A 7,332-nucleotide genomic window follows, 5' to 3' on the forward strand; every position below is an offset into this window, starting at 1 on the left:
GCGTGTCCGGGTCCGAGCGTGTGCGGTGGGTCCGGGCCGGCCGGGTGCACGCGGTCAGCTCCGCCGGGCGAGGGACAGGGTCCGTTGGGCCGCCGCGACGATCGCCGCGTCGACGAAGCGGCCGTCCGGCAGGGCGAGCGCGCCGGTGCCGGTGGCGGCGGCTTCGACGATCTCCTCCGCGGCCGCGATCTCCGTGGAAGTGGGCAGGTAAGCGCGTTCGATGACGGGGAGCTGGCGCGGATGGATCGCGGCGCGGCCCAGGAAACCGAGGGCGCGGCCGTGGGCGCAGGACGCCGCCAGGCCGTCGAGGTCGCGGATGTCGGGGTGGATGGACTGCGCGGGCGGCGGCAGCCCGGCGGCGCGGGCGGCGACCACCACCCGGCTGCGCGACCAGTCGAGGCCGTGGTCGTCCCGTACGCCCAGGTCGGCGCGGAGGTCCGCCTCCCCGATCGCGATGCCGCGGACGGCCGGGTGGGCGGTGGCGACGGCGTGGGCACGCTCGATGCCGAGCGCGGACTCCAGCAGCGCGTACAGCGGGACGCCGGGGGCGAGAGCCGCGATCCGGTGGATGTCAGTGCCGTGTGTCACCTTGGGAACACGCAGAGCTGCGAGACCGGGGAGGGGGGCCAGCGAAGCGATGGCTGCGTTGTCGTGCGCGGTGTCGTGCGCACCGGGGAGGCGGACATGGACGGGTACGGGCTGCGGGGAGGAGAGGAGGTCGACGGTGGCGTCCAGGGCGTACGCCTTGCGCTCCGGCGCCACCGCGTCCTCCAGGTCGACGATCACGGCATCGGCGCCGGACCGCAGGGCCTTGGCCACCACCTCCGGGCGGTCGCCCGGTGCGTACAGCAGGGTCAGGGGCGCGGAGGGGCCGGACGTCATACGGCGCCCTCGGCGCGCAGGGCACCGATCTCGGCCGGGGTCAGGCCGGCCTGGCTGAGGACGGTGTCGGTGTCCGCGCCGTGCGGGCGGCCGGACCAGCGGATGGAGCCGGGGGTCTCGGAGAGCCGGAAGAGCACGTTCTGCATACGGATGGTGCCGAAGTCCGGGTCCGGGACATCGGCGAGCGTCCCCAGCGCCTGGTACTGCGGGTCGTTCATGACGTCGCGGATGTCGTAGATCGGGGCGATCGCGGCCTCGGCCTTCTCGAAGGCGGCCATGGCCTCGTCGCGGGTGTGCCGGGCGATCCAGGCGCCCACCGCCTCATCGAGTTCGTCGGCGTGCTCGGCGCGGGTGGTGCCGTCGGCGAACCAGGGCTCGTCGATCAGGTCGGGGCGGCCGACCAGGCGCATCACACGTTCGGCGACCGACTGCGCGGAGGTGGAGACGGCCAGCCAGGAGCCGTCGGCGGCGCGGTAGGTGTTGCGGGGGGCGTTGTTCCGGGAGCGGTTGCCGGTACGGGGCTGGACGTAGCCGAGCTGGTCGTACCAGAGCGGCTGGGGGCCCAGCACCGTGAGGATCGGCTCGATGATCGCCATGTCCACGACCTGGCCGCGACCGGTGGCGGCCCGGGCGTGCAGAGCCGTCATCACGGCGTAGGAGGTGGCCAGGGCGGCGATCGAGTCGGCCAGGCCGAAGGGAGGGAGCGTGGGCGGGCCGTCGGGTTCGCCGGTGATGGCGGCGAAGCCGCTCATCGCCTCGGCCAGGGTGCCGAAGCCGGGGCGGCGTGCGTACGGACCGTCCTGGCCGAAGCCGGTGACCCGGGCCAGCACCAGCCGGTCGTTGACGGCCGACAATTCGGGCCAGCCCAGGCCCCAGTGCTCCAGGGTGCCGGGGCGGAAGTTCTCGATGATCACGTCGGAGGCGGCGGCGAGGCGGAGCAGGGTGTCGCGGCCGCCGGGGGTGGACAGGTCCAGGGTGATGGTGCGCTTGTTGCGTCCGAGCAGCTTCCACCACAGGCCCACGCCGTCCTTCGCGGGACCGTGGCCCCGGGACGGGTCGGGCTTGCGGGGGTGCTCGACCTTGATGACGTCGGCACCGAAGTCACCGAGCATGGTCGCCGCGAGCGGGCCTGCGAAGAGGGTGGCGAGGTCGAGGACGCGGAGACCCGCGAGGGGAGGTGTGGTGGTCATACGGCGTCGATCTCCGGGCGGTACGGCATCGATGAGGAGGCACCGGGGCGCTGGACCGAGAGCGCCGCGGCCGACGACGCCCAGGCCAGGGCGTCCGGTACGGGCCGGCCCTCGCCGAGCGCCACGGCCAGGGCGCCGGCGAACGTGTCGCCCGCGGCGGTGGTGTCGACGGCCCGGACCTGCGGGGCCGGGACGGTGACGGGGGCGGCGCCCCGGGCCGCGTAGAGGCTGCCGGCCGCGCCCAGGGTGATGACCACCTCGGGGACGTGCCGCAGCAGTTCGGCCGCGGCGGCGTGCGGGTCGGCGACACCGGTGAGGGACGCGGCCTCGTGCTCGTTGGGCAGCAGCAGATCGGTGGCCGCGAGGAGTCCGGGCGGCAGCGGCTGCGCGGGGGCGGGGGTGAGGAGCGTGCGGACGCCGTGGCGGCGTGCCGCTTCGGCGCCCGCGACGACGGCGGAGAGGGGGAGTTCCAGCTGGAGCAGCAGGGCGTCCGCGGTGGCGATGAGGGCGTCGTCGCCGGGGAGGAGGGAGGTGACGGTGCCGTTCGCGCCGGGGATGACGACGATGGCGTTGTCGCCCTCGTCGTCCACGACGATGTGGGCGGTTCCCGAGGGCCCCTCGACGGTGCGCAGGAGGTCGGTGTCCACGCCCGCGCCCTCGAGCGCGGCGCGGAGGCGGGCGCCGAAGTCGTCGGAGCCTACGGCGCCGATCATCGACACCTCGGCCCCGGCGCGGGCGGCGGCGACGGCCTGGTTGGCGCCCTTGCCGCCGGGGACCGTACGGAACTCGCGTCCCGTGACCGTCTCGCCGAGCTTGGGCGCGCGTGGCACATAGGCGACCAGGTCCATGTTGGTGCTGCCGAGCACCGCGATGTGTGTCATGGGCGGTGTGCCTCCTGGGGGTCGGGGTGGTGGACGAGGTCGTGGGTGAGGGCGGCGAGGGTGTCGAAGCCGGTACCGTCGAAGGAGCGGACGGAGGTGGCGAGCCGGTTCTTCAGGGGGGAGGTCCAGCGTTCCCGGATCCGGTCCGGGTGTCCGGCGAGCAGTCCGGCGACGGAGCCGGCGGTGGCGCCGTTGGAGTCGGTGTCCCAGCCGCCGGAGACGGCTCGGCAGATGGACAGGGTGAAATCGCCGTCGGCGTGGGTGAGGGCGGCGGAGAGGAGGGCGGCGTTCGGGACCGCATGTACCCAGTGGTAGGCGCCGTATGCGGTGTGGAGGCGGTCGGTGACGGTGTCGAAGTCGGCGTGGGCGCGTGCCGTGGCGATCCCGAAGCGGACGGCCCGGGCGAGGCGTGAGTCGGGCGGGACGACGGTCAGGCCGGTGGCGAGCGACTGGTGGACGTCACAGCTGCCGGAGGCCGCGGCGGCGAGGACCGCCGCGGTGAACATCGCCGCGTACACGCCGTTGGCGGTGTGCGTGAGGGTGGCGTCCCGGTGGACCTGCTCGGCGGCGGCGGCCGGGTCGCCCGGATGGGTCCAGCCGTGGACGTCCGCGCGGATCCGGGCGCCGATCCACTCGCGGAACGGATTGCGGTGGGTGGCGGTGAGCGGCGGTTCGAGACCGGAGAGGAGGTTGCGGTAGGCGACGCGTTCCGCGGTGAAGGCGCGGCCGGCGGGCAGTTCGTCCAGCCAGAGGCGGGCGACGTCCGCGGTGGTGAAGCCGGGGCCGTACCGCTTGAGCAGCAGCAGGGCGAGCAGGGCGTGGTCGAGGTCGTCGTCCTCGGGCATGCCGTCGATGTTCTCGGCGAGGGAGGTGGCGGCGGACCGGCGGTTCCAGGGGTGGGCCGCGGCGAGCGCCGGGGGCACGCCCTTGGCGGTGAACCAGGTGGTCAGCGGCCAGTTGCCGGTGGCGCGGGCGAGGGCCCGGATGGCCGGGAGGGGGAGCTTCTCGACGGGCTTGCCGAGCAGGCACCCGGCGGCACGGCCGAGCCAGGCGGCATGCAGCCGTTCACCGAGCCCGGGGATGGCGGCGCGGTCGGTGGCGCCCTGGTCCGGGGTGGCGCGGGCGTCCGGGCGGGGGGCCTTGCCCGATCGCGTGGCGCGCTGCCGCAGCGGGCCGGGGGTGTGGGCGGCGGATGGTGCGGCGGGGCCCGGCGCCGTGCCGGGCGGGGCCGGACTGGGCGCGGAGGAGGGCTCCGGCCAGTGGGGGCAGGCGCGCTTGATGAGAGCGAGGGAGGTGGGTTCTGCCAGGACCAACGGGCTCGGCTGCGCGGCCAGTTCGTCCAGCAGGCGCTCCGCCAGGGCGCGCAGGTGCGGGGGCGCCGGGCTCGCGGAGGCACCCGCCGCGACCGGCGCCGGGGCGCCGCCGGCCGCGAACCAGCGCGCCTCGACGGCCGAGGCGTTGCGGCCGTCCTCCGCGGCTTGGCGCAGTTCGTGGCCGATCAGGTCCTCCGGCTGGACCCAGGTGAGGCGCACGCTCACAGGGTCACCTCGGGCTTGGGCGAGAGCGCGATGAACGCGGTCTCGTGGACGCGGCGCAGGGCCGTGTCCCGCATGAAGATCTCCCGGGTGACCTCGGCCAGCGCCGCGGCCGGAGCGTGCAGGTCGAGGCGGCTGGCCTCGGCCACCTGATTCGCCCAGGGCGCCGGCACCGCGGTCTCGCCGCCCAGCGCGCCCACGATCGCGCCCGCCATGGTGGCGATCGAGTCGCAGTCGCGGCCGTAGTTGACGGCGCCCAGCACCGTACGGCGGTAGTCGCCCTCGCCGACCAGCAGCATGCCGAGGGCGATGGGGAGCTCCTCGACGGAGTGCAGCCGGGAGGGGCGCCGCGCCGCCAGGGAGGGGGAGCGGTAGTCGGGGCCGACCGTGTCGAAGGGTGCCACGGCGTCGCGCAGCGGACGCAGCGCCGCCTCGAAGTCGGTGTGGCGCGCGGCCACTTCGCATACGGCTTCGATGGCCGCGCGGGTGCCGTCCTTCGCGAGGGCGAGCGCCGCGTCGACGACCGTGGCGGGCGTCGCGGTGGGCCGGCACGCTTCGGCGACCGCGGCGGCGAAGACGCCCGCGGCCTCGCGGCCGTACGAGGACTGGTGGGCGCCGGCGATGTCGAGGGCCTCGGCGTAGGCGGCGGCCGGGTTGGCGGCGTTGACCAGGCCGACCGGCGCCATGTACATCGCGGCACCGCAGTTGACGATGTTTCCGTTACCGGCCTCGCGCGGGTCGGCGTGGCCGTAGTGGAGGCGGGTGACCAGCCACTTCTCGGCGAGGAAGATCCGCTGCAGCGGCAGTGCCTCGGCCTCCAGCTCCGGGATCCAGCGGGGGTGGGAGATCAGGTCGGGGACGAGGTGGTCGGCGACGGCGTACGCGTCGAGGTGGTCGCGGACCGTTTCGTACACCCGGATCAGCGCGTGCGTCATCAGGGTGTCGTCGGTGACGTGCCCGTCGCCCTTGTGGTACGGGGCGAGGGGCCGGGCGGTGCGCCAGGCGTCGCCGTGCCACGGGCCGACGATGCCGGTGACGCGGCCGAAGTGGCGTTCCGCGATCTGCTCGGGGGTGTAGCCCTCGACGGGCCCGCCGAGCGCGTCACCGACGGCGGCCCCGACGAGGCTACCGGTGATCCGGTCCTCGAGCGTGAGCGTGGGCGGCGTGGGCGAGGCCGTCGCCGCGGGGCCGGTCCGGGACGTCGGTGTGCTCCGGGACGTCGGCGAGGTCGGAGGCGTCGGTGAGGTCGGAAAGGTCGTCATGTCGGAATTGTCCACCCGGGGTGGCGAGTCCCGTGTGTGCGAGCCGCTCGGCGAGTTCCACCAGGTCCGTGCCCGCGAGACGGGGGAGCGCGCAGCCGGCGAGGGTGCGGCAGGCGTCGCGCCAGGTGGCCGGAACTCCGTCGCCTCCGGTGAGCGCACCGGTCAGCGCCCCCGCGAGGGCGGGGGCGGAGTCGGCCACCCGCGACAGGCACGCGGCGGCCGGCACCGCCGCGGTGACCTCGCCGCCGGCGGCGAGGGCGAGGGCGAGCGCGACCGGCACGGTCTCGGCGGCGGCGATGCCGTAGCTGTAGACATGGTCGACGATCTGGTGCTCCAGCAGCGGCACCAGCTCGAAAGCGGTGCCGGCGGCACGGGCCAGCCGGGTGGCATGCCGGGCGTTGCGGCCGATCTCGGTCGCGTCCGGGAGCTGGCCGAGCGCGGCCTCCACGGCGTCGCCGACCGGTGCGCCGCCCAGGGCCGCGGCGACGGCGGCGGCCATCGCGCGGGCGCCGTGCACGCCGTCGCCGTCCTGGGTGTAGCGGGCGTCGAACTCGGCGAGTTCGGCGGCGGCGCGGGGGTCCCCGGGGTGGGCGACGGCGAGGACGGCGGCGCGGACGCAGGCGGCGTCGTCGAAGTAGTGCGGGTTGTCGTGGCCGGTGGCGGGCGGGCGCAGTCCGGTGGCGAGGTTGCCGAGCCCGGCACGCACCGAGATGCGGGCGCGCAGCGGGAGCACGGCGGACTCGACCTCCGGCGCGCGGTCGGCGGCGGCGGCGATCTCGGCGGCGAGGGAGTTCCAGGCCAGATCGACGGCCGCGCACATGCGCCGTGCGGGAGGGAGCGCACGGAAGAGGTCTCCGGCCGCGGTCAGCAGGGTCTCCGCGGTGAAGACCGCCCACTCGGCGTCGTCGGAGGGGCCGAGCCGAAGGGGCTCCGGTGGCTGGTTGAGGGCGATGGGGACCGGGAGGGTGGTGGTGGCGTTCTGCTCGGCGAAGGTGTCCAGCTCGCGGGTGAGGCGGCGGGTCCACTCGGGCATGCGGGCGGCGCGGTGACGGGCGGCGGGCCACCCGGCGGCGTCGCCCGAGGCGAGACCGAGGAGGAGCCCCTCGATACGGAGTCCCGGCGCGGTGCGGGCTGCCGGAGGCACGGAGGACCGCGACCCGGGGCTGCCGTTGCGCTCCGGGCCCCCGGGGGCCGGCGGCCGGGCAGGGCTGCCCTCGGCCTGCGGGACCGGGGCCGGGCGTGGGGGCCGGGTGTCGGGGGGTCGGACCGGTGTCGAGGGTGCGGGGTGATCGCTGCCGCGCGGCGGCAACGGTGACGGGGGGCCGTGGCGGCCGTTGTCGCCGGGTGAGCGCGGCCGGGCCGGGCCGTCGTCCGGGGCGCGGGTGGCGGCGGGGCCGGCCGCGGGAGCCCCGGTACCGGGTGCGGCGTCCACCGGCGCGTCGGCCGCGGGCGCCGGAGTCCCGGCGGGCAGGGCTGACGGTTCCGGGAGGGTGCCGGCTCGTGGCGCGCTCGGTTCCGCGTCCGCGGGGGCGGGGGTGGCGGTGTCGGGTGCGGGGGCCGGGCCGCGCGGGTGGGGGCGGGT

6 protein-coding genes are annotated in these 7,332 nt (G+C 76.1%); all 6 read right to left on the reverse strand.

Annotation, left to right across the window (positions count from 1 at the left end; translation table 11 throughout):
* Window positions 1-54: 54 nt before the first annotated feature.
* Genes IH00_RS0102090 through IH00_RS0102115 form a run of 6 tightly spaced genes read right to left on the reverse strand, consistent with a single transcriptional unit; the run spans window position 55 to window position 6,894 of the window.
* Complete coding sequence (locus tag IH00_RS0102090; protein WP_031068889.1) at window positions 55-882, reverse strand: HpcH/HpaI aldolase/citrate lyase family protein; 828 nt, start codon at window positions 880-882, stop codon at window positions 55-57.
* Window positions 879-2,072 carry a CaiB/BaiF CoA transferase family protein gene (locus tag IH00_RS0102095; RefSeq protein WP_031068891.1) on the reverse strand — a complete coding sequence of 398 codons (1,194 nt, stop codon included), beginning with the start codon at window positions 2,070-2,072 and terminating at the stop codon, window positions 879-881. The genes IH00_RS0102090 and IH00_RS0102095 overlap by 4 nt, the downstream gene beginning before the upstream one ends.
* Window positions 2,069-2,953, reverse strand: coding sequence for a ribokinase (gene rbsK / locus IH00_RS0102100; protein ID WP_031068898.1), 885 nt, complete (start codon window positions 2,951-2,953; stop codon window positions 2,069-2,071). The genes IH00_RS0102095 and rbsK overlap by 4 nt, the downstream gene beginning before the upstream one ends.
* Entirely contained in the window at window positions 2,950-4,491 is a 1,542-nt protein-coding gene (locus IH00_RS0102105; RefSeq protein ID WP_039946022.1) for an ADP-ribosylglycohydrolase family protein, read from the reverse strand. Before IH00_RS0102105 ends, rbsK begins: the two co-directional genes overlap by 4 nt.
* A complete protein-coding gene (locus IH00_RS43740; RefSeq protein WP_234334730.1) occupies window positions 4,488-5,624 on the reverse strand; it encodes an ADP-ribosylglycohydrolase family protein in 1,137 nt (378 codons plus the stop codon). The genes IH00_RS0102105 and IH00_RS43740 overlap by 4 nt, the downstream gene beginning before the upstream one ends.
* On the reverse strand, window positions 5,614-6,894 hold the full coding sequence (locus IH00_RS0102115) for an ADP-ribosylglycohydrolase family protein (RefSeq protein ID WP_158827612.1): 1,281 nt from the start codon (window positions 6,892-6,894) through the stop codon (window positions 5,614-5,616). Before IH00_RS0102115 ends, IH00_RS43740 begins: the two co-directional genes overlap by 11 nt.
* Window positions 6,895-7,332 lie beyond the last annotated feature (438 nt).

Source organism: Streptomyces sp. NRRL S-118 (assembly GCF_000716335.1).
In the GTDB taxonomy this organism is placed as follows: Bacteria; Actinomycetota; Actinomycetes; order Streptomycetales; family Streptomycetaceae; genus Streptomyces.

Bases quoted from the DNA above. Each gene is read 5' to 3' on its own strand.
- rbsK (WP_031068898.1), bottom strand. From the start codon at position 2,953: ATGACACACATCGCGGTGCTCGGCAGCACCAACATGGACCTGGTCGCC.
- IH00_RS0102090 (WP_031068889.1), bottom strand. From the start codon at position 882: ATGACGTCCGGCCCCTCCGCGCCCCTGACCCTGCTGTACGCACCGGGC.
- IH00_RS0102095 (WP_031068891.1), bottom strand. From the start codon at position 2,072: ATGACCACCACACCTCCCCTCGCGGGTCTCCGCGTCCTCGACCTCGCC.